Source organism: Brevibacterium aurantiacum (genome assembly GCF_007558825.1).
Taxonomy (GTDB): domain Bacteria; phylum Actinomycetota; class Actinomycetes; order Actinomycetales; family Brevibacteriaceae; genus Brevibacterium; species Brevibacterium aurantiacum_A.
Window position 1 is genome coordinate 228,631 of record NZ_VLTK01000006.1, and the last position, 19,709, is coordinate 248,339.

General features: G+C 64.3%; 16 protein-coding genes. 8 read left to right on the forward strand and 8 right to left on the reverse strand.

All coding sequences use genetic code 11. The features are described from left to right. Positions 1-17: 17 nt before the first annotated feature. The 6 genes from FO013_RS12360 to FO013_RS12385 form a co-directional block, all read right to left on the reverse strand. Positions 18-1,520 (reverse strand): sodium:solute symporter family protein, encoded by a 1,503-nt coding sequence (locus tag FO013_RS12360; RefSeq protein ID WP_143922828.1) that lies wholly within the window; start codon positions 1,518-1,520, stop codon positions 18-20. Beyond that, positions 1,517-1,819 carry a DUF3311 domain-containing protein gene (locus FO013_RS12365; protein WP_143922829.1) on the reverse strand — a complete coding sequence of 101 codons (303 nt, stop codon included), beginning with the start codon at positions 1,817-1,819 and terminating at the stop codon, positions 1,517-1,519. The genes FO013_RS12360 and FO013_RS12365 overlap by 4 nt, the downstream gene beginning before the upstream one ends. Positions 1,820-1,971: 152 nt before the next feature. Further along, the gene (locus FO013_RS12370) at positions 1,972-3,546 is read right to left on the reverse strand and encodes a 2-oxo acid dehydrogenase subunit E2 (protein ID WP_143922830.1); all 1,575 of its coding nucleotides are present in this window, start codon (positions 3,544-3,546) and stop codon (positions 1,972-1,974) included. Next, the gene (locus tag FO013_RS12375; RefSeq protein WP_143922831.1) at positions 3,546-4,565 is read right to left on the reverse strand and encodes an alpha-ketoacid dehydrogenase subunit beta; all 1,020 of its coding nucleotides are present in this window, start codon (positions 4,563-4,565) and stop codon (positions 3,546-3,548) included. Before FO013_RS12375 ends, FO013_RS12370 begins: the two co-directional genes overlap by 1 nt. Beyond that, a complete protein-coding gene (pdhA, locus tag FO013_RS12380; RefSeq protein ID WP_143922832.1) occupies positions 4,562-5,674 on the reverse strand; it encodes a pyruvate dehydrogenase (acetyl-transferring) E1 component subunit alpha in 1,113 nt (370 codons plus the stop codon). The genes FO013_RS12375 and pdhA overlap by 4 nt, the downstream gene beginning before the upstream one ends. Positions 5,675-5,848: 174 nt before the next feature. Continuing rightward, a complete protein-coding gene (locus FO013_RS12385) occupies positions 5,849-6,424 on the reverse strand; it encodes a YqeB family protein (RefSeq protein WP_260848123.1) in 576 nt (191 codons plus the stop codon). A gap of 200 nt (positions 6,425-6,624) precedes the next feature. Between FO013_RS12385 and FO013_RS12390 the strand changes: the two genes are divergently transcribed. From FO013_RS12390 to FO013_RS12400, 3 genes are all read left to right on the forward strand, one after another. Then, positions 6,625-7,254 carry a TetR/AcrR family transcriptional regulator gene (locus FO013_RS12390; protein ID WP_143922833.1) on the forward strand — a complete coding sequence of 210 codons (630 nt, stop codon included), beginning with the start codon at positions 6,625-6,627 and terminating at the stop codon, positions 7,252-7,254. 200 nt (positions 7,255-7,454) lie between these two features. Further along, complete coding sequence (locus FO013_RS12395; protein WP_143922834.1) at positions 7,455-9,413, forward strand: siderophore-interacting protein; 1,959 nt, start codon at positions 7,455-7,457, stop codon at positions 9,411-9,413. A gap of 64 nt (positions 9,414-9,477) precedes the next feature. Further along, positions 9,478-10,494 carry an ABC transporter substrate-binding protein gene (locus FO013_RS12400; RefSeq protein WP_143922835.1) on the forward strand — a complete coding sequence of 339 codons (1,017 nt, stop codon included), beginning with the start codon at positions 9,478-9,480 and terminating at the stop codon, positions 10,492-10,494. Positions 10,495-10,503: 9 nt separating this feature from the next. Here the strand turns inward: FO013_RS12400 and FO013_RS12405 are convergent, their stop codons facing one another. Continuing rightward, on the reverse strand, positions 10,504-10,962 hold the full coding sequence (locus tag FO013_RS12405) for an Lrp/AsnC family transcriptional regulator (RefSeq protein WP_143922836.1): 459 nt from the start codon (positions 10,960-10,962) through the stop codon (positions 10,504-10,506). A 367-nt stretch (positions 10,963-11,329) separates the two neighbouring features. On the opposite strand from FO013_RS12405, the gene FO013_RS12410 reads away from it, so the two are divergent. Genes FO013_RS12410 through FO013_RS12420 form a run of 3 tightly spaced genes read left to right on the forward strand, consistent with a single transcriptional unit; the run spans position 11,330 to position 15,868 of the window. Next, entirely contained in the window at positions 11,330-12,106 is a 777-nt protein-coding gene (locus FO013_RS12410) for an electron transfer flavoprotein subunit beta/FixA family protein (RefSeq protein WP_143922837.1), read from the forward strand. A gap of 11 nt (positions 12,107-12,117) precedes the next feature. Continuing rightward, positions 12,118-13,104 carry an electron transfer flavoprotein subunit alpha/FixB family protein gene (locus FO013_RS12415; protein ID WP_143922838.1) on the forward strand — a complete coding sequence of 329 codons (987 nt, stop codon included), beginning with the start codon at positions 12,118-12,120 and terminating at the stop codon, positions 13,102-13,104. Position 13,105: 1 nt separating this feature from the next. Further along, positions 13,106-15,868 (forward strand): cytochrome b/b6 domain-containing protein, encoded by a 2,763-nt coding sequence (locus tag FO013_RS12420; protein WP_143922839.1) that lies wholly within the window; start codon positions 13,106-13,108, stop codon positions 15,866-15,868. A 433-nt stretch (positions 15,869-16,301) separates the two neighbouring features. Here FO013_RS12420 and FO013_RS12425 read toward each other — a convergent pair whose 3' ends face one another. Continuing rightward, positions 16,302-16,964: a GntR family transcriptional regulator gene (locus FO013_RS12425; protein ID WP_143922840.1), complete on the reverse strand. Its 663-nt coding sequence runs from the start codon at positions 16,962-16,964 to the stop codon at positions 16,302-16,304. Positions 16,965-17,070: 106 nt separating this feature from the next. On the opposite strand from FO013_RS12425, the gene glyA reads away from it, so the two are divergent. Both glyA and FO013_RS12435 read left to right on the forward strand, forming a co-directional pair. Next, positions 17,071-18,492 carry a serine hydroxymethyltransferase gene (gene glyA / locus FO013_RS12430; protein WP_143922841.1) on the forward strand — a complete coding sequence of 474 codons (1,422 nt, stop codon included), beginning with the start codon at positions 17,071-17,073 and terminating at the stop codon, positions 18,490-18,492. Continuing rightward, positions 18,492-19,709: a sarcosine oxidase subunit beta family protein gene (locus FO013_RS12435; RefSeq protein ID WP_143922842.1), complete on the forward strand. Its 1,218-nt coding sequence runs from the start codon at positions 18,492-18,494 to the stop codon at positions 19,707-19,709. The genes glyA and FO013_RS12435 overlap by 1 nt, the downstream gene beginning before the upstream one ends.

Below are 19,709 nucleotides of genomic sequence, written 5' to 3' on the forward strand. Positions count from 1 at the left end.
GTGCCTAGGTCACTGCCTCAGGCATTCACCGGCACCCGCTCGGTGGCCGGGACCCAGCGTGGGTCCGGCTTGGCGAGGGTGACGATGACGACGATGATGAGGTTGACCGCGACTGCCCACAGGCCGCCGTTGATGCCCACCAGCGGATCGTGGCCCGTGTAGTGCAGGGCCACCATGGTCACCGAGCCGACGATGAGGCCGGCGGCAGCGGCCTGCTTGCTCATCCGCGGCCAGTAGAGTGCGAGCAGTGCGGCGGGCACGACTTGGGCGAGACCTTCGTAGCTGAGCACGGAGAGCTCTACGAGGGCATCGGGCATGAGCAGGCTCATCACCAGCGCAATCACACCGACGATGAGGCACACCCACTGGGACAGCGTCTTCTGACGCAGACCCCGCGCGGCCAGCTGTTCCTTCGTCATCGACGCGGAGTTCTTCGGGCCGGACAGCCCTCCGCCAAGAACCGTGCGACCCCACATCGAACCGATCGAGAGCATGTACACGCTCATCGGCACGATGGCTGACAGTGCACCGGCGACACCGATGACGGCGACGAGTGGGGCCGGCAGTGAGTCGATGACCACGGAGAACAGTGCCAGGTCCGCATCCTTGAGGGCGGGAATGACGAAGAGCGCGGCCACGCCGACCATCATCGGCACGAGGAGCAGCAGCTGATACCAGGGCAGGATGATGGAATTGCGGCGCAGGGTGTTCGCCGAGGTGCCGGACAGGTATCCTGCGATCGACGTGGGGAAGACGGTGATCGTGATTCCGTTGAGGATGATCGTCGAGATGAACCAGGCGCTTCCATACGTTCCTTCGCCGGCACCGGGGAAGGTCAGCCACTGAGACTTCTCACTCACGAGCCGGTCAAGGAGTTCGCCCAACCCGTCGAAGTAGTGCAGCGGCACGTAGATTGCGAGGAAGGCGACGGCGAGGATGACGAGGCCGTCCTTGAGGGCGCTGACCCATGCGGAACCGCGCAGACCGGAGAAGAGGATGAACGCCTCGGCGACGATGAAGGAGATGATGGCGGCGACCTTGAGGTCGATCGCCCCATAGCTCATGGCGTTGACGACGGCACCCATGCCCTGGATCTGCAGCTGGATGTAGGGAACGATGAACACGGTCGCGAGCACGGCGACGAGGATCGCCAGACCCCGCGAGCGGAAGCGGTGCTCGACGATGTCGGAGAGGCTGACGAGCTTGTGCCTGGCCGCATAGGTCCAGAACAGCGGGCCGACGAGGTAGGCGACCACGAGTCCGACGCTGAGGTAACCGATGAGGTAGAGGATCGGCACACCATAGGAATACGACCAGCCGGCTGTACCGAGGAACGAGAAGCTCGTATAGGTCTCGCCCGCCATGAGCAGGAGGATGAAGACGAACCCGAGTCCGCGCCCGGAGACCGACCATTCGTCGAGTGACTTCTCACGCCCGCGGCCCGACCAGATGCCGATGCCGATGGTCGCGAGCATGGCAACGCCGAAGATGATGCAGGCGATGATCGCTGAAGTGCTCATCTGTCGGCCTCCTCGATCGGGTGATCCTCACCGAATGCCACATCGGCCGGGACGTATTCGGCCTTGTCACCGCGGTAGTAATGATCACCGCGGGCGGCCATCCAGACGAAGAACCAGGTGAGGATCGTGACGCCGATCGTGTAGGTGAGGATGAACGGCATCCCGAAGATGCGTGGCTCGATCGAATTCGCGACGAACGGCGTCAGGACGTAGCCCACGACGGGAACGATGAGGAGCAGCAATGAGTACCGCCGCCGAGGTGGCCTCGACGGCGGTGGTGAATCGTGAACTCCCGACATGCGCAACCTCTTCCGCCTCGAATGGACACCGCTGGTGAGCGGCCTGCGCCAGGCTAGTGGTGCGTGTCACGGAAGGTGGAGATCAGTCCGAAATGTGGAATCGGGGGTGTCTCCGAGGTCAGTATGCGCAGAGAATAAGGCGAATCAGCTGATCACAGCTCCGGCAGCAGCGAGATCGGGTTCTCGATGCAGTCGGCGACGAACGTGAGGAATTGGCTCGGTTCGGCACCGTCGCAGGCGCGGTGGTCGAAGACGAATGACAGGAACATGACCTTGCGGACGGTGAGTTCCCCGTCGACAACCCAGGGGCGGTCCTTGATCCGCCCGAGTCCGAGCATCGCGACCTCCGGCAGGTTGATGATCGGCGCAGAGCCGTCGACCCCGAACACGCCGTAGTTATTGAGAGTGAATGTGCCGCCCGTCAGCTCGGCCGTGTTGAATTTGCCCGTCGACGCCTTGCCGACGGTCTCGGACACGGAGTCGCGCAGCTGCCGCAGGCTCATCTCATCGGCGCCGTGGACGACGGGAACCATAAGGCCACGCGGGGTCTGCGCGGCCAGGCCGAGGTTGATGTCACCGTGGGTGACGATCTCGTTGGCTCCGGTGTCGATCGAGGAGTTGATGATCGGGTGCTTCTTCAGCCCCGCAACGACGAAGCGGGCCACCAATGAGAGAAGAGAGTACTTTTCTCCGGTCCTGGCTTCGAGAGTGCGCTTGGTGCTCAGCAGCTCCGTGGCGTCGACGTCGAGCCAGATGGTGGCCTCGGGAATCTCCTGCCGCGATTTCGTCAGTCGTTCGGACACGACCTTGCGCAGTCCCGTGATCGGGGTCCGGGTATCGCGGTTGGCAGACGCCCCGGAAGGGGCCGCTCCCGCCGAGGTGGTGGGGCCGCCCTGGTCGGCACTGGTCAGGGTCATGTTCTTCGGGACCGAGGCAGTCGTTCCGGTCGTGGGTGCTGGTTCCGGCAAGGTTGTGGTGCCCGAATCGATGGCTGTGAGCACATCTGCCCTGGTGACGATGCCGCCAGGGCCGGTGCCTAGGAGATGTTTGGCACTGAGTCCATGATCCTTCGCAAGCTTGCGAACGAGAGGAGAGGACACCGGAGAGATGACGGCACCGGCACCGGACCCGGATGCGGCACCGGACTGGGGTGTGGGCTCGGAATCGGAGGCCGGGGGAGTGGCCGCCGACGAAAGTGTCGTCGGGCCCGGTGAGGACGGTTTCTGCGTTGAGGGCGCTGTCGCTCCACTGCTCTTCGTCCCACCGTTCTTCGCACCGAAGGACCGCTGCTTCATCGACCGTGCTTTGGGCTCGGACGTTCCGTAGCCGATGAGGTTCGCACCGCCGCTGTCAGTCGCGGCCCCCGAAACTGATGCCTTGCTTGAGACAGGGCCGGCACTGGAGTCCATGTCCGCACTCGAACCAGTACCCGCCTCGGCGACGGAGAGCAGGGCCTGACCTGCGGACACCGTGTCACCGGCGTTCGCATGCAGCGCCTCGATCCGACCGGCGAACGGGCACGGCAGCTCGACGACGGACTTGGCGGACTCGACCTCGACGACCATTTGGTCGACGTGGACCTCATCGCCGACATTGACAAGCCAGCTGATGAGCTCGGCCTCGGTCAGTCCCTCGCCCAGGTCGGGGAGGATGAAATCGCGGGCGCTCGTCGTGCGTGCGGAATTCCCAGTGCCGGCAGCACCGGACACACTCGTCTCGGCACTCATCACAGCTCCCAATCCCAGGATTCGAGAGCATCGAGAATGCGTTCGGCGGTCGGCAAGAAGTACTCCTCGAGCTTCGGGGACGGGTAGGGCACATCAAATCCGGTGATCCGCAGGATCGGGGCCGACAGATGGGTGAAGTTGGCTTCGGTGACCCGGGCGGCCACCTCGGCGCCGTAGCCTCCGAACTGGGCGGCCTCATGGATGATCGCGGCACGGGACGTCTTGCGCACCGATGCGGACACGGTCTCATCGTCGAAGGGCGAGAGCGACCGCAGGTCGATGACCTCGATCGACAGTCCGTGCTCGGCCCCTTCCTCGGCCGCGGCCAGAGCGGTGCGCACGGTGGGCCCGTAGGCCAGAAGAGTCACGTCCGACCCAACGCGTACAACCTGAGCACGATCCATCGGCGCGGTCTGCACGGGCAAGCTGAGCTCGTCCTTCATCCAGTACCGCGACTTCGGCTCCATGAAGATCACCGGATCGTCGGAGGCGATGGACTCGCGCAGCAGCGAATAGGCGTCGGCCGGATTCGACGGGGTGACGACGGTCAGGCCCGGGGTAGAACACCAGTAGGCCTCGGACGAGTCCGAGTGGTGCTCGACGCCGCCGATATCGCCCGCATAGGGAATCCGGATCGTCAACGGCAGGCTGACCTTGCCCTTCGTACGGTTGCGCATCTTCGCCACATGGGACACGATCTGCTCGAACGCAGGATAGGCGTAGGCGTCGAACTGCATCTCGACGACCGGGCGCATCCCGGCCATCGCCATGCCGATCGCGGTGCCGACGATCCCCGACTCCGCTAGCGGAGAATCCCAGACCCGTTCGGGTCCGAATTCCTTCCGCAGGCCCTCGGTGACACGGAATACCCCGCCGAGGCGACCGACGTCCTCACCGAAGACCAGGACGTTCTCGTCTTCGCTCAGGCCGTCGCGCAGAGCCTGGTTGAGCGCTTTTGTCATCGTCACCGAGACCGGCGTCGGAACATCCTCTGCCGTGGTGGCAGTGGTGACGGTCATGCCTGTGCCGCCGTTGCCAGCTCTGCCTCGAGCTTCGCCTGCTGTGTGGCAAGGTTCGCGCGAGGGGTCGCATAGACGTAGGCGAAGAGTTCGCTCGGATCGACCGCGGCATCGGTGTTCATGGTGTCACGGACCGAGGTGGCAAGCTCTTCGGCGCTCGCCGTGATCTCTGCGGCGGTCGCGTCATCGAGGACCCCGGCGGCGCGCAGGTGCTTCTCGAGGCGATCGATGGGATCGAACTGCTTCCAGTGCTCGACCTCTTCGGAGTCACGGTACTTCGTGGGATCATCGGAGTTGGTGTGCGATTCCATCCGGTAGGTCAGGCACTCGATGAGGGTCGGGCCCTCGCCGTTGCGGGCGCGTTCGAGAGCCGCTGTGACGGCGGCGAACACAGCGGCGATGTCGTTGCCGTCGATCCGGAGGCCGGGCATTCCGTATCCGGCGGCGCGGTCGGCGAGCATCGTCGCATTCGACTGTTCACGCAGCGGTGTCGAGATCGCATACTGGTTGTTCGCCAGCACGAAGACGGTCGGGGTCTGCCATACCGAGGCGAAGTTGAAGGCCTCATGAGTGTCACCCTCACTGCTGGCGCCGTCGCCGAGGAAGGTCAGGGTGCAGGCGTCTTCGCCCTTGAGCTTGGCGGCCATGGCGAAGCCGGTCGCGTGCAGAGTCTGCGTTGCCAGCGGTGTCGCCGCAGGTGAGGTGTGATACTCGTTCGGATCGAATCCACAGTGCCAGTCGCCGCGGAAGGCGGAGAGGATCTCGGTCACGGGAACCCCGCGGGTCAACAGCGAGGCAGAGTCGCGGTAGGTGGGGAACAGCCAATCGCCCGGTGCCAGAGCAGTGGTGGCACCGACCTCGATGGCCTCCTGGCCGGCGGCAGACGGGTAGGTCGCGAGTCGTCCCTGCCTGGTCAGGTGGGTGACCTGAGCCTCGAACCGACGGACCTGCACCATCTTCTGGTAGAGCCCCAGGAGGGTGCGATCGCTGGGGATTGTCAGCCCATCGGTGGGGACATCGGTGGGCTGACCGTCTGCACCGATGAAGCTGACCGGCTGCAGCTGGGGCAATGAACGCTGAGAGCGGGAGGTGGGAACGTCAATGGTCATGACCCCATGGTGGCGTGACCCGCATCACCGATCCAGGGTCTGCGAGCAGGTCCGGACGGGGGTGCCACTTGTGTCGGGAAGAGTGGACGAAGTGCTCGGTTGCCCCGTGGGCAGAGGGACGTTTGGCCCGGGTGGTGGACGCAGGTTTCGGGGATCGAACTCAGTCTTCGTTGGTCAGATCTCGCCCCACCGGTAGCCGCGTGAGGTGAATGCCTCGGCGACCTTGTCCTTCTTCCCTTCGACGTCGCCCCTGTACGCCTGGTGTCCCCCTTGTGTGAGGATGGTCAGCTTGCCGTCGTCGAAATAGGCGGTCGAGAACGAGGCCCGGGTGATCCGCAATGGGTGATCATCGGCTCTGCCGATGACGATCTCGTCATCGGCGACGGCCAGGGGAGTGGTCGAGACGCTGATGACGACAGCGGTGATCACGCCGAGGACGGCGCCGATGATCGGACGGGCGATGACGACCCAGGCCTGGTCGAACTTACTCAGCTTCTCGATGACGTCTCCGAACGGGATCGGGAACCGCGCCGCGAAGGCCCCCACTGCCGGGAGAAAGAATCCGAGGGCGATGCCGACGCCCACGCAGACGACGCCGACGACGAGGATGTCGGCCCGGCTCAGTGCGAACACCTCGGCGGACGTGCGCGCTGCGGAACTGCTGTTCATGGTGTTCCCTGTGGAGCCGCCGTCCGAGGTCGGATCCCTGTGTGTCTCTGTGTGATCGATGTCGTGATCGCGCTTTGCCATGGTCCTACTCCGAGTTATGTTCCAGCGCTTCTCGATGTCGTCGAGCTTGAGGAGTGCTGGTATGTCGAATTCCTATGTGGGATAAAATTGTACCAAAGTGGAACACGCATGTACCACAATGAATGTGATCGGGCATGATGGGTTGAAGCCAAGGCTGGCCGAAGGGGTGAGTGGTTGTGGTGAGTTCAGGGGGCAGGGGAATGCGCCGGCTGGGGAAAGATGCCCTGGTAGCAGAGGCGATGTCGGTGCTGGCCGAGAATTCTCGGGCGTCGATGATCGAGATTGCGAATGAGATCGGCGTCGGGCGGACGACTCTCTATCGGCACTTCGGTGACCGCGAAACCTTGATCGCCGAGGTGGCGCGGCAGGGGGCACGCCGGTTCATGGATGCCCTCGTGAGCGCTCGCCCTCACGTCGGCCCCGGTCTCGAAGCCGTGGAGCGCGTATGTGCACAGCTGTTCACCATCCCCGATGCCCTCACCCTCATGTTTGCCGACAACCCGATCATCACCGACGACTCCTTCGCCGAGGCTGCACCTGAGCGTCAGGGTGAGGCGGACGGCGAACCGAGCGCCGATGCTGCGGGCTTCGACACGTCGACGCCGGGTGAGCGGGACCCCCTGGAGGCGGTGATCGGCAGGGGCCAGGCCGATGGGTCCATCGCCCCTGATCTGCCGGTCGAATGGGCCGCGATGTATGTCTTCCTGACCATCGGCTCGGGGCACCTCTTCGATGTGAGTTCTCGTTCTGGACGTCGAGACCCAGGAAACCGCGCCCTAGCTCTTGACCTGACGATCCGGGCAGTCAGGAAAACACTGAGCGCAACGTAGGGCCTCCTCGGCGACGAACATCGCGGTGTTGGGCGACGAAAGCCGCGAATGATCAGTTGTGAGCCGCTCCTAACTTAGGTTAGGCTGACCTCTGAGACTCAAGGGGCATCTGTGTGCATGAAGGCGGTTGACACCTGCTTGAAGCTGCGAACCCCTGGTCTCGATGTTTCATCCGTCAAGAGACCCTCGGAGCCGAATTCATGCCGCGTACTTCCAGGCCCATGCAGGTGTTGCCGATCGTCCTGCGTGAGGTGGAAGTCACCGGCATCGCGGATATCACGCCGAACATGCGGCGCCTGACAGTAGCGGGCGACCAATTGTCGGCAGGTGTGGTGAACGGGATGCCGCGGCCGCAATTCCACTCCGAGGGTTTCGGCGATCACGTGAAGCTCGTCATACCGACTCCCGAGACCGAATCCCTTGACATCGGTGAGCAGGGGGAGTTCCGGTTCAATTGGAACCGAGAAGCTCTCCGTTTCACCCGCGATTACACGGTCAGCAGTGTCGATGCAGATTCGAATTCGTTTACCGTTGACGTCGTCCGTCACGACTCGGGCCTTGCCGCTGAGTGGGCCTTCAGCGCCTCTGTCGGCGACTCTCTGAAGTTCGCGGGCCCGAAGACCAGCGCCGGCATCAGCGAAGGCATCGACTTCCACCTGCTCGTGGCCGATGAGACCGCCCTGCCCGCAGTTCGCCGCTGGCTCGAGACCGCACCTGTCGGAACTAGCGGACACGTCATCGTCGAGGTCCCGACCGCCGAGGACATCCAGGAGATCTCCACCGCCGCAGACGTCGAGATCGATTGGCTGATCCGCAGCGGCACCTCTCCTGGGGACTCCACCCTCATGTATGAGGCCGTGAAGAACCTGGTTCTCCCGGTCGGGCGAACCTACGCGTGGTGCGCAGGCGAGGCCCTGACCATCGCGCCCATCCGCCGTCACCTGCGCCGCGAACTCGGCCTGCCCAAGGAGGACGTCGAAGTGATCGGGTATTGGCGCAAGGTATCCGCCGTCACGAAGACCGGGTCGGCATCGGGCGAGATTGCTGGAGATGCCACGAGCGAAACCGTCACCTCTCAAACCGCTGGCTCCCAGGCCGCCACCTCCCAAGCCGCTGCGTCCGACGGTGTGACCACCGCAGGCGGCGATGAGGTCGCGGACGTGTCCGAAAGCAGCCAGAGCATCGTCGGCAACGTCCACGAGATGACCGAGATGCTGCCCCCGATCATCACTCGGATCGCGGTCACTCTCGGCATCGGCGATCTCGTGGCAGGAGGAATCACCACCGCCGAGGCGATCGCCACGGCGGCCGGCATCGATACCGAAGGCGCACGCGTCGTCCTCACTGCGATGTGTGCTCTCGGACTCCTCGAACGTGACGGTGCAACGTATCGCAACACCCAGGCCGGTGCGGTGCTCATCGGTGACGGCGCAGGGGACGGACTCAATCTCGACGATCCAGCAATTCGAGATCTGTTCTCAATCGTCAATCTGCTCGACGTTCTCAGGAACGGACATGGCGACAAGCCCGCACCCGCCTCGGCGGGCAAGGCTCTGACCCCGGCGGGCGAGGTTCTGACCCCGACGCTGAAGGCTCCCACCTGGAGGGCCCAGCGTGGAGTCGATGCCGCCCTCGACACCGCTCACCGATCTCACACCCTCGATCACCTGCGCTACGTCCTCGATATCATCCTCGAGCTCGAGCCCATTGCCACAGCTGCAAGCGTTGCCCTGGCGGGTGATGTCGAAGCCGAGGTGTCGGCCGCCCTCACGCGCAAGGCATCGGAGTCCGACCGGAGCGTCCACATTCCCGGCACCGCCAGCGTCGGCGGCGATCAGCCCTGGCCAGTCGTCGACTGCACCCTGATGCTCGCGGGCCTGACCGGACGCTGCCGCACAGAAGCACAGGCTCTCCTGGCACGCATCCTCGAATCCAGCGCCAGCATCGTGATCGTCGAACCCCTCACCGATGAGGCCGAGCGCGATGATCATCAGGCAGAAGAGCTCGTCGCAACATACGCCATGACAGGCAATGCGTCATGGACGAGCGAGGAGCTGCGCGAATGTCTCAGCGATCTCGGCGTCGCTGCGGTCGAGGTCGTCGACATCGGGTGGGGGTTCGGACGCTTCCGCAGCGCCGTCATCGCCCGCATGGCCTGAATCTTCCCTCTGCCCTAGAGGGTTCATCAGTCGCGAGCCACAGGCTCGACGTTGAAAGGAACACATGAAACTCAATCGCATCATCACAGCTGTGATCGCGTCAGTGGCGAGCGTCGGCCTCCTCGCCGGGTGCTCAGGCGATGGAAAAGGTGACTCCGAGGCCTCTGGCGGCGCCGAGACCCGCACTGTCACTGATTCCAGCGGCGCCGACGTCGAAGTCCCTGCCGACCCGAAGAATGTGGCGACCCTGCACTACGCTGCGACCGAGACCCTCATGGACCTCGAACTGCCTCCCGTCGGGCAGGGCGGCTACCAAGAGCCCACCGTTCCCAAGGACTGGGTGGATGAACTCAGTGACATTCCGGTCGTGGCCCAGGAAGAGCCCGACCTGGAGAAGCTCGCCGAGGTGTCGCCCGACCTCATCCTCGCCCCCAACATCCTTGAGCCCGACATGATCACGCAGATGGAGGAGATCGCGCCGGTCTACCAATTCACCCTGCGCGGCGGCGACCGGGCGAACTGGCAGCAGCGAGTCCAAGAAGTCGCCGACGCCATCAACCAGACCGACCAGCTCGCGAAGCTCGATGCCGACTTCGAAGCCGAACAGAAGCGGATCGCGAAGGAATACGGTGACGCCATCGAGGGCACGAAGCTCGGCGTCGTCTCCTCCTACGAAGACAACTCCGCCTATCTGTGGGGCAGTGAGAACATGGTCAGTTCCCTCTTCACGCCACTCGGATTCGACTGGTCGGCCAAAGAGGATGAGTCCATCAAGAAGTACGCGAAAGCCACTCAGGGCGGAAATAAGTCGGGCATCAAAGAGCCGGAGGCACAGATCTCGATGGAGGTCCTCGACAAGAGCCTGTCCGATGCCGACATCATCTTCGTCACCTCGAATATGCGCGGAGAGTACGACGAACTGACACAGAAGATGCTCGACTCTGCGGTGTTCAAAGATCTGCCTGCAGCCAAGGCTGGGCACGTCTACCCGCACGGCAAGGCCACGATCGCCGGATACGCCGATGCGAAGTACGGAGTGGACATGGCCGAGAAGGCGATCCGGGACTACCAGAAGGGCTGAGCCCGAGGATCAGTGACCCGAACCGGGACGGTGTCCTTCCGCCTCATCGAGGATGAGCAGCGAGCGGGAGGAGACCACACCCGGAACTTCGTGGATCCTGCGCAGAATGACCTGGGACAGTGCAGTGTTGTCGGGGGCATTCACGGTCACCAGGGCATCGATGTCACCGCTGACGGCTTGGACCTTCTCGACGAACGGCAGTTCGGCGAGGTCATCTCGCACCCCTGGCCACGGCCGATCACCGATCTTGACGACGACCACAGCGGTCACGGTCATTCCGAGGGCGCTGCGGTCCACCTCGGCGGTGAATTTTCTGATCGCTCCGGATTCGACGAGCAGGGAGAACCGCTTGTGGGCGGCCGATCGCGAGATGTGCACCTGCTCGGCCAGCTGGCGGACGCTCAGGCGCGAGTCGTCGACAAGGGCAGCGATGATGCTGCGGTCGATGTCGTCGAGGTCGAATGCCACGAGGCGCTCCTTCAGCGTTGATGCGGGCGTCGGACTCACCGGGTCGCTTCCGTTCCCAAGGGCAGTCGTTGCCTGGTCACGGTCGGTGGCTCCATTCTAGGGCCCGTTCCTTGAGCGCGCTCTCACTCCTTCTGCAATCGCTTGAGTCGCCACGATGAGGGCGCAATCGGTCTGTGCGGGTAGAATTTGTTCGAACGTTCGTACAATAAGCATGTTAGCTGCAGCACACAGGAAGTAAGATGTCTGACTGAGTACTTTTCCGGGCTTCCTCGCGGACCCGGGTGTCGGACGAGAACGTGCTGACTGTAGATTATGAGGCAGAAGTCTCATTTGCAGATGAATTGCCTCACGGAAATAGGAGTCATCCTTGAAGATCGCGGTGTTGGTCAAAGAGGTCCCGGACACATACGGGGATCGGAAACTGAATTTGGAGACCGGTTTGGCGGATCGTTCCGCTTCGGAAGCGGTCCTCGACGAAATCGGCGAGCGTGCCCTCGAAGTCGCTCTCTCGTATAAGGATGGCAGCGACGGAACCGAGGTGACCGTCATTTCGATGGCACCCGACACCGCGACCGCCACGATTCGCAAGGGCCTGGCCATGGGCGCAGACAACGCCGTGCACGTGTCTGACGAGGAGCTCCTCGGTGCCGATCTCGGCCTCACCGCCGAAGTCCTGGCAGCAGCCATTCGCCGTGGCGGCTTCGACCTCGTCGTGACCGGCAACGTCTCCACCGACGGCAACGGCGGCATGATTCCCGCAATGCTCGGCGAGCACCTGGACTTCCCGCACGTGACCGGCCTGACCTCGGTTGAGATCAGCGACGGCAAGGTAGCAGGAACCCGCGGAGTCGAGGGCGGCAAGCAGGAAGTCAGCGCGCAGCTTCCAGCCGTCATCTCCATCACCGAGGCGCTTCCCGAGGCCCGGTTCCCGAACTTCAAGGGCATCATGGCGGCCAAGAAGAAGCCGTTCGAGGTCATCAGCCTGTCCGACCTCGAGGTCGATGCCAACGACCAGTCCACAGCACGATCGATCATGGTCACGGTGGCCGAGAAGCCGCCGCGTGAAGCCGGAGAGAAGATCGTCGACGAAGGTAACGGCGGAGCAGATCTCGCCGAATACCTCATCAAGAACCGCTTGGCCTAAGGAGAATCGATATGTCCGAATTCCCACAAGACTCCATTCTCGCCGTCCTCACCGCCGATGCCGAAGGTCAGCTGGAGAAGCCTGCCGCTGAGCTGCTCGGCGGCGCCGGTGAGATCGGTTCGCCTGTCGCGCTGGTCCTTGCACCTGCCGGCCAGGGCGAGGCAGCTGCGCAGCAGGCCGCATCTTTGGGCGCCGTGCAGGTTCTCACCGCCGAGGTGCCCGAGGGCAACTCAGCTCTCGGAACCTTCGCAGTCGACGCCCTGGGTGCTGCGAGCGATCTCGTCGCCCCCGACGCCGTCCTCCTCTCGCACTCGATCGACGGGCGCGACATCGCCGCACGCTTCGCGGTCCGCAGCGGTTCGGCTCTGTCCGTCGATGCCCTGGGTGTCGAGCGTGACAGCGAAGGCGTCGTGGCCAACCACTCCGTCTACGGTGGCGGCTACACCGCATCGTCGGCACCGACTTTCGGCGCCCCGGTCATCACCGTTCGTCAGGGATCCATCGAGACCCGTGGCGAAGCACAGTCGGCGAACTCTCAGGCTCTCGAGGTTGCCGATTCCGGCAAGCGCTCGGCCCAGATCGACTCCTTCGATGCCGTCGTCGAGACCTCATCTCGACCCGAGCTGCGCGGTGCCTCGAAGGTCGTCTCCGGTGGCCGCGGTGTCGGCTCAGAGGAGTCCTTCGAACTCGTCGGCGAACTCGCCGATGTCCTCGGTGCCGCAGTCGGTGCCTCACGCGCGGCCGTCGATGCCGGCTACATCGCCCAGTCCCATCAGGTCGGACAGACCGGTGTCTCCGTGTCGCCGCAGCTCTACGTGGCACTCGGCATCTCCGGCGCGATCCAGCACAAGGCCGGCATGCAGACTTCGAAGACCATCGTCGCTGTGAACAAGGACGGCGAAGCGCCGATCTTCGACATCGCCGATTACGGCGTCGTCGGCGACCTGTTCAAGGTCGTCCCGCAGTCGATCGAGACCTTGAAAGCGAAACAGTCCTGATATGGCCACATATTCCAGTTCGCTGCGCTCGGGCCTGCCCAGAGTTGAGGGCGGTGATCCGTGGCCACCTGAAGGTGTCATCGGTGAGCCGCTCGAGCCGGGCGCCTCAGTTGTGTCGGAAGAGTCCTTCGAGCCGGAAGATTCGGCTGCCCCGAACGAATCCGTCGAGCCGGATTCCACTGATGCCAGCGCCGAGGTGGATAGCTCGGTAGACGCGGGTGAACCCGCAGTCGCCGAGCAGGCGGTTGAGACCGAAGAGCCCGCCGAGGATTCCGGCTCAGTCGGGACCGGTGCGGCCGTTGGAACTGGTGCTGCCGTTGGCGCGGCTGGTGTCGCGGCGGGTGCAGCTGCTGGTACGGCCGCCGTTGCCTCCGATTCGAATCCGGAAGCGGATTCAGTTGATGACTCGGAGGCTGAAGAAGGCCCAGGATCTCTTGAGGGCTCAGCGCCCGTTGAGACGCTGGAGCAGCCGTCTGAGTCGTCCGAATCTGTCGCCGAGGCGAGCCGTGAGGTTCCGCTGCGTCGTGGTCTGCCCCGCGTCGAAGGCGGCGATCCGTGGCCGCCGGAAGGCCTCGCACCTGCCGGTGTGAAGGCTCCGTCCAGCGGCTCGGCTGCTTCTGCCTCTGCAGACTCTGTCTCCGGGCAGGTACCAGTCGCTTCGGATGCCGAGAGCGAACCGGAATCTCAGTCCGACTCTGAGTCCTCTGCTGCTCCGGCCGCCGCTGTCGCGACCGCGGGTGCAGGAGCAGCTGTCGGCACAGCCGCAGTGGCATCAGGCTCCGGCGCTCAGGACGCAGCCGCGTCGGATGAACCTGCTGCAGCTGAGCCTGCGCCGATTGAGTCCGCACCTGCTGAGTCCGCAGCGACCGAGTCCGCAGGGACTGAGCCTGCACCTGCTGGCGAAGTTCCTCTGCGTCGGGGACTGCCTCGCGTTTCCGGGGGAGATCCGTGGCCACCAGAAGGTCTGGCTCCGGCTGGTGCGAAAGCCTCCTCGGCCACATCTGCATCCTCATCGGCGCCGGCAGCTGCGGCTGCTCCGGCCGCCGAAACCTCAAGCGCATCGACAGATCAAGAAGCTCCAACTGCAGGTGAACAGCCTGCTGAGGCGGACAAGTCGTCGGCGGTTCCAGCCGCTGCAGCAACTGCCGGTGTCGCCGGTGCTGCTGTCGGCGCTGGTGCGGCGGTTGCCGCGTCCGGGAAGAAGTCCTCCGGCGAACTCAGTGACACACCACTTCGCCGCGGATTGCCGCGAGTCGCCGGTGGCGACCCATGGCCGCCCGAGGGCTTTGCTCCAGCGAGTGCAGGTGCCACCTCTGCGTCGACTTCTGCCTCGACTTCTTCCTCGACCAGCGCGGACGCTTCAAGCGCAGACCCGGCCGACAGCTCGTCGACCGGCGCCGCTTCGACGCCTGCTGCTAAAGACGCGGACTCTGCTGCCCAGGCTGAGGAGCCAGCAGCGGACTCGTCTGCACAGGCAAGCACTTCCGCACAGGCGGATTCCTCCGCACAGGCGGATTCCGACTCCTCTTCGGCGGCTCCGGCCGCCGCCGCGGCCGTCGGTGCAGGTGCGGCCGGTGCCGTGGCGGCGTCGTCGAGCTCGGACGAGAAGCCAGCAGCCACCTCGGCGGACGACAAGCCTTCCCGATCCGGACTGCCGAAGTCCACAGGACCGGCGCAGCGGAAGCCGATGGCCAAGCCTGCTGCTAAGGCCACGGACAAGCCGACTGCGAAGCCAGTAGCCAAGCCGGCAGCCAAGCCGGCAGCCAAGCCTGCCGCGAAGTCGAGCTCCGCACCGGCGAAATCGGCCTCTGCCCCGAGCCCGGCCGCAGCCAAGCCTTCTGCCGCGAAGAAGAAGGAACCGACGATGATCGGTTCGAAATCCGTGGGTCAGTGGGCGAAGCTCGGTGGCCTCGGACTCGGCGGACTCATCGTGGCTGCAGGGATCATCATCCTCGCGGCTCGGGGAGTTACGACTCTGCCCGGTGTGCCCGAGTTCCTCGAACGCTACCCGGGCGAATACCACCTGCCCGAGTTCGTCGACCCAGGGTTCCCGGCGTGGGCACGCTGGACGCACTTCCTCAACATCTTCTTCATCGTGCTCATCATCCGTTCGGGTCTGCAGGTGCGTCACCAGCAGAAACCGCCGGCCTTCTACACCCCGAAGAAGGGTGGCAAGAAGGTCAGCATCAACCTGTGGCTGCACACGAGCCTGGACTTGCTGTGGTTGGCAAACGGTGTTGTCTTCGTCGTCCTGCTGTTCATCTCCGGACACTGGGCGCGGATCGTGCCGACCAGCTGGGAAGTCTTCCCGAATGCTGTATCCGCGATGCTGCAGTACATGACTCTCGAGTGGCCCGCTGAGAACGCGTGGGTCAACTACAACTCGCTCCAGCAGCTCATGTACTTCATCGTGATCTTCATCGCGGCTCCCCTGGCTGCGATCACCGGCGTGCGGATGAGCGAATGGTGGCCGAAGGACGCCACCAAGCTCAACAAGTTCTACCCTGCACCACTGGCTCGTGCGATCCACTTCCCGACGATGATCTTCTTCGTCGTGTTCGTCCTCATCCACGTGTTCCTCGTGTTCACGACGGGGATCCTACAGAATCTCAACCACATGTTCGCAGGCACCCACGCGGATAACTGGGTCGGATTCATCTGGTTCGTGGTCTCGCTGGCAGTCGTCGTCGGTGGTTGGTTCGCCGCCAGACCGATGCTGCTGGCACCGATCGCGAATATGTTCGGCCGGGTGTCCAGCCGGTAGCGAAGCTGGCTCCGGCGGACTGGCTCCGGTGGCGCAATCCGGCGGATTGTTCCGGCGGCGCAATCTGGTATCGGGTCGCGCGCCACGCGGGCAGGAAAACGCGGCATAGGCGAAGGCCCTGCGGGACGATCATGTCCCGCAGGGCCTTTTTCGCGCCCTATGGCACGGCCTTGGTGCAACGGTTGGTAAGTTCGTGTCGATCAAGACCGATTTTTCGAAGCGAACTTACCAACCGTTGGCGCGCGGCGGCTGGCGCGGGTGCGAGGCAGTTGGCGGCAGGGGTGTTGGCGCGGGCGCGGGGTGGTTGGCGGCGGCTCCCTTGGGGTCAGGGCTTCGGCGCTGACGCTCGAGCGCCAGCGCAACTCAGCGCAACTCAGCGCAACTCTGCGCAACTCAGCGCAACCGCTCGAGCCGCAGCGCAACTCTGCGCAACTCAGCGCAGGGCGGCGCGCAGGGTTTTGTCGAACTCGCGGACGTGCTCGGCGGCGTGGGCTTCGACGGCCGACTCCTTGCCCTCGAGGATCGCTTCGAGCAGATCGATGTGCTCGCGGATGTGGGTGATGAGGTCGGGGATGCGGGGGATGACCAGGCACCAGATCCGAGTCGCCAGGTCATCGAGGCGCACCAGAGTCTCCATGAGATGCGGATTGTCCACCGAGGAATAGATGAGGCGGTGAACCTCGAGGTCGCGCTCCATGAGGGCCCGCGGAGCGTCGGTCTCTTTGAGCGCCCGTAGGTCAGCGATCGTGGCTTCGAACTCGCGACGGCGTTCAGAGGTGAGGTTGAGGGCGGCCTTGCGGGCGGCGATGGGTTCGAGGACCTCGCGCATCTCGGAGATCGTCGACAGGTCCTTGAGGTCGACATTGCTCGCGAAGGTTCCGCGTCTGGAGTAGGAGACGACGAGATGGTCGCTCTCCAGACGCTTGAGCGCTTCCCTGATCGGGGTTCGTCCGACCTCGAGCTCTGCGCTCAGGGCAGCCTCGTTGATGGGGTCACCCGGGGCGATGTCGAGCATGATGAGGCGGTGCCGAAGGATCTCATAGGCGCGTTCGGCCAGGGAAACCTTCGGTGAGCTCACGGTAGCCGACGACGACATTATCAATCTCCTGAAATCACCCATTGCACTTTCGTGTTTTCTCGTCATAGGCTACAGGAACGCATCTGATATATTAGTTGACGATCAAATGGTCGAAGGAGATCACATGACAGAACAGCTCGTCGAGCCTCTCGAGTCGCCCACCCAGTCGCAGGCGCAGCCGTCTGCTCAGTCGCTCGTGCCCTCGTCCGTGGACTTCTCCAGCCGGGAGCCGGTCGAACTGAGCACCCCCCTCGGGCAACTCGACCCCGAGATCGCCGGACTCATCGATGCCGAGCTCGCTCGTCAGCGCGAGGGGCTCGAGATGATCGCCTCGGAGAACCACACCGCCTCCGCCGTCATGGCCGCGCAGGGATCGGTGTTGACCAACAAATACGCAGAGGGCTACCCCGGGCGTCGCTACTACGGTGGCTGCGAGCACGTCGACGAGGTCGAGCGCCTCGCAATCGCCCGTGTCAAGTCACTCTTCGACGCCGAATTCGCCAACGTGCAGCCCCACTCCGGCGCTCAGGCCAACGCCTCTGTCATGCACGCACTCATCCGGCCAGGCGACACCGTGCTCGGTCTCGACCTCGCCGCCGGCGGGCATCTCACCCACGGCATGAAGATCAACTTCTCCGGTCGTCTCTACAACATCGCCGCCTACGGTGTGCGCGAGGACACCAACTGCATCGATATGGCCGAGGTCGATCGCCTCGCCCAGGAACACCAGCCCAAACTGATCGTCGCCGGCTGGTCGGCCTACTCCCGCCAGCTCGACTTCGCCGAATTCCGCCGCATCGCCGATTCCGTCGGTGCCTACCTCATGGTCGACATGGCTCACTTCGCCGGGCTCGTCGCGGCAGGGCTGCACCCCTCTCCGGTCCCACATGCCCACGTCGTGACCTCGACGACGCACAAGACCCTCGGCGGTCCTCGCGGCGGGATCATCCTCACCAACGACGCCGACATCGCGAAGAAGGTCAACTCCGCAGTCTTCCCCGGTCAGCAGGGTGGGCCGCTTGAGCACGTCATCGCAGGCAAGGCCGTGGCCTTCGGTCTCGCTGCCTCCGAGACCTTCGTCGAGAAGCAGCAGCGGACTTTGACCGGTGCCGCGGAACTCGCTCGACGCCTCGGCGAATCCGATGTTGCCGACCTCGGGATCACCGTCCTCACCGGCGGTACCGACGTCCACCTCGTCCTCGTCGACCTGCGCAACTCCGTCCTCGACGGTGGACAGGCCGAAGACCTGCTCGCCTCGATCGGCATCACCGTCAACCGCAATGCCGTGCCGAACGATCCGCGTCCGCCGATGGTCACCTCCGGCCTGCGGATCGGCACCCCGGCCCTGGCCAGCCGTGGGTTCGGTTCCGCCGCCTTCGCCGAGGTGGCCGACATCATCGCCGAGGTGCTCAAGGCCGGTGCTGCCGAGGCTGGTGCCGAGTCCGGTGCCGAACCGCAGGTCATCGCCGAGCTCAGCGACCGTGTGTCGGCTCTGGCGACCGCCCACCCGCTCTACCCCACCATGAACGAAATCGGAGCACGCTGATGGCTGATCAACTCCCCGAACACCCCGACTTCCTGTGGCGCAACCCGGAACCGAAGAAGTCCTACGAGGCCGTCATCATCGGCGGCGGCGGGCACGGTCTGGCCACTGCCTACTACCTGGCCAAGAATCACGGCATGACCAACATCGCCATCCTCGAACGTGGTTGGCTGGCCGGCGGCAATATGGCCCGCAACACGACCATCATCCGCTCGAACTACCTGTGGGACGAGTCCGCAGCCATGTACGAGAAGTCGCTCAAACTCTGGGAACAGCTGCCGGAAGAGCTCGACTACGACTTCCTCTTCTCCCAGCGTGGAGTCCTCAACCTCGCCCACACCCTGCAAGACGTGCGTGAATCCCAGCGACGGGTGAATGCGAACGCACTCAACGGAGTCGATGCCGAGTGGCTCGACCCTCAGCAGGTCAAGGAAGTCTGCCCGATCATCAACATCGGCGACGACCTGCGCTACCCGGTGATGGGCGCGACCTATCAGCCGCGCGCCGGCATCGCCAAGCACGATCACGTTGCTTGGGCATTCGCCCGCAAGTGCGATGAGATGGGCGTCGATATCATCCAGAACTGCGAGGTCACCGGGATCGAGCGCATCGGCGACAAGGTCGTCGGTGTCGAGACCACCCGCGGCCACATCGCCACCGAGAAGGTCGCCATGTGCGTGGCCGGAGATTCCTCGGTGCTCGCCGACATGGCCGGCATCCGTCTGCCGATCCAGTCCCACCCGCTGCAGGCGCTCGTGTCCGAACTCTTCGAACCCGTGCACCCGACCGTGGTCATGTCCAACCATGTCCACGTCTACGTCTCCCAGGCGCACAAAGGCGAACTCGTCATGGGTGCCGGGGTTGATTCCTACAACGGCTATGGCCAACGAGGCGGCTTCCACGTCATCGAAGAGCAGCTGGCCGCCGCTGTCGAACTGTTCCCGATCTTCGCCCGAGCCCATGTGCTGCGCACCTGGGGCGGCATCGTCGACGTCACTCTCGACGCCTCGCCGATCGTGTCGAAGACCGAGGTTCAGGGCCTCTACGCCAACTGCGGCTGGGGCACCGGCGGCTTCAAGGGCACGCCCGCCGCCGGGCTCACCTTCGCGCACACGATCGCCAATGACGAACCCCACCCGCTCAACGCCCCCTACGCCCTCGACCGGTTCGAAACCGGCCACCTCATCGACGAGCACGGCGCTGCAGCCGTGGCGCACTGA

What these genes read in the sequence shown, in the direction of transcription:
- FO013_RS12415 (WP_143922838.1), top strand. Translation starts at nt 12,118, where the DNA reads ATGTCCGAATTCCCACAAGACTCCATTCTCGCCGTCCTCACCGCCGAT.
- pdhA (WP_143922832.1), bottom strand. Translation starts at nt 5,674, where the DNA reads ATGACCATTGACGTTCCCACCTCCCGCTCTCAGCGTTCATTGCCCCAG.
- FO013_RS12370 (WP_143922830.1), bottom strand. Translation starts at nt 3,546, where the DNA reads ATGAGTGCCGAGACGAGTGTGTCCGGTGCTGCCGGCACTGGGAATTCC.
- FO013_RS12360 (WP_143922828.1), bottom strand. Translation starts at nt 1,520, where the DNA reads ATGAGCACTTCAGCGATCATCGCCTGCATCATCTTCGGCGTTGCCATG.
- FO013_RS12365 (WP_143922829.1), bottom strand. Translation starts at nt 1,819, where the DNA reads ATGTCGGGAGTTCACGATTCACCACCGCCGTCGAGGCCACCTCGGCGG.
- FO013_RS12395 (WP_143922834.1), top strand. Translation starts at nt 7,455, where the DNA reads ATGCCGCGTACTTCCAGGCCCATGCAGGTGTTGCCGATCGTCCTGCGT.
- FO013_RS12385 (WP_260848123.1), bottom strand. Translation starts at nt 6,424, where the DNA reads ATGGCAAAGCGCGATCACGACATCGATCACACAGAGACACACAGGGAT.
- FO013_RS12400 (WP_143922835.1), top strand. Translation starts at nt 9,478, where the DNA reads ATGAAACTCAATCGCATCATCACAGCTGTGATCGCGTCAGTGGCGAGC.
- FO013_RS12425 (WP_143922840.1), bottom strand. Translation starts at nt 16,964, where the DNA reads ATGTCGTCGTCGGCTACCGTGAGCTCACCGAAGGTTTCCCTGGCCGAA.
- FO013_RS12420 (WP_143922839.1), top strand. Translation starts at nt 13,106, where the DNA reads ATGGCCACATATTCCAGTTCGCTGCGCTCGGGCCTGCCCAGAGTTGAG.
- glyA (WP_143922841.1), top strand. Translation starts at nt 17,071, where the DNA reads ATGACAGAACAGCTCGTCGAGCCTCTCGAGTCGCCCACCCAGTCGCAG.
- FO013_RS12375 (WP_143922831.1), bottom strand. Translation starts at nt 4,565, where the DNA reads ATGACCGTCACCACTGCCACCACGGCAGAGGATGTTCCGACGCCGGTC.
- FO013_RS12390 (WP_143922833.1), top strand. Translation starts at nt 6,625, where the DNA reads ATGCGCCGGCTGGGGAAAGATGCCCTGGTAGCAGAGGCGATGTCGGTG.
- FO013_RS12435 (WP_143922842.1), top strand. Translation starts at nt 18,492, where the DNA reads ATGGCTGATCAACTCCCCGAACACCCCGACTTCCTGTGGCGCAACCCG.